The 715-nt window shown below is 54.8% G+C and carries 1 rRNA gene; it reads left to right on the forward strand.

The features are described 5' to 3' along the window. Window positions 1–715 (forward strand): 23S ribosomal RNA (locus ACE99V_RS20430); the annotation flags it as partial.

Consider the following 715-nt stretch of genomic DNA (forward strand, 5'->3'; position numbering starts at 1 on the left):
CGAGAAGGCACACCCGGTGAACTGAAACATCTAAGTAGCCGGAGGAAGAGAAAACAATAGTGATTCCCCCAGTAGTGGCGAGCGAACGGGGAAGAGCCTAAACCGTCAGGTTTACCTGGCGGGGTTGTGGGGCGTCTCACATGGAGTTACAAAAGACACCTGTAGGTGAACAGTCTGGGAAGGCTGACCAGAGAGCGTGACAGTCGCGTAACCCAAACAGGTGTCTCTCCGAGACGGACCCCGAGTAGCACGGGACACGTGAAATCCCGTGTGAATCTGGCAGGACCATCTGCTAAGGCTAAATACTCCCTAGCGACCGATAGTGAACCAGTACCGTGAGGGAAAGGTGAAAAGCACCCCGGGAGGGGAGTGAAACAGCACCTGAAACCGTGTGCTTACAAATAGTCGGAGCACGATTAATGTGTGACGGCGTGCCTTTTGTAGAATGAACCGGCGAGTTACGGTAGCGTGCGAGGTTAAGTCGAAGAGACGGAGCCGCAGCGAAAGCGAGTCTGAACAGGGCGAGAGTACGTTGCCGTAGACCCGAAACCGTGTGATCTAGCCATGTCCAGGGTGAAGGTAGGGTAACACCTACTGGAGGCCCGAACCCACGCACGTTGAAAAGTGCGGGGATGAGGTGTGGCTAGCGGTGAAATTCCAATCGAACTCGGAGATAGCTGGTTCTCCCCGAAATAGCTTTAGGGCTAGCCTCGGA

The sequence above is a fragment of the Brevibacillus soli genome (genome assembly GCF_044759095.2).
Taxonomy (GTDB): domain Bacteria; phylum Bacillota; class Bacilli; order Brevibacillales; family Brevibacillaceae; genus JBIYSM02.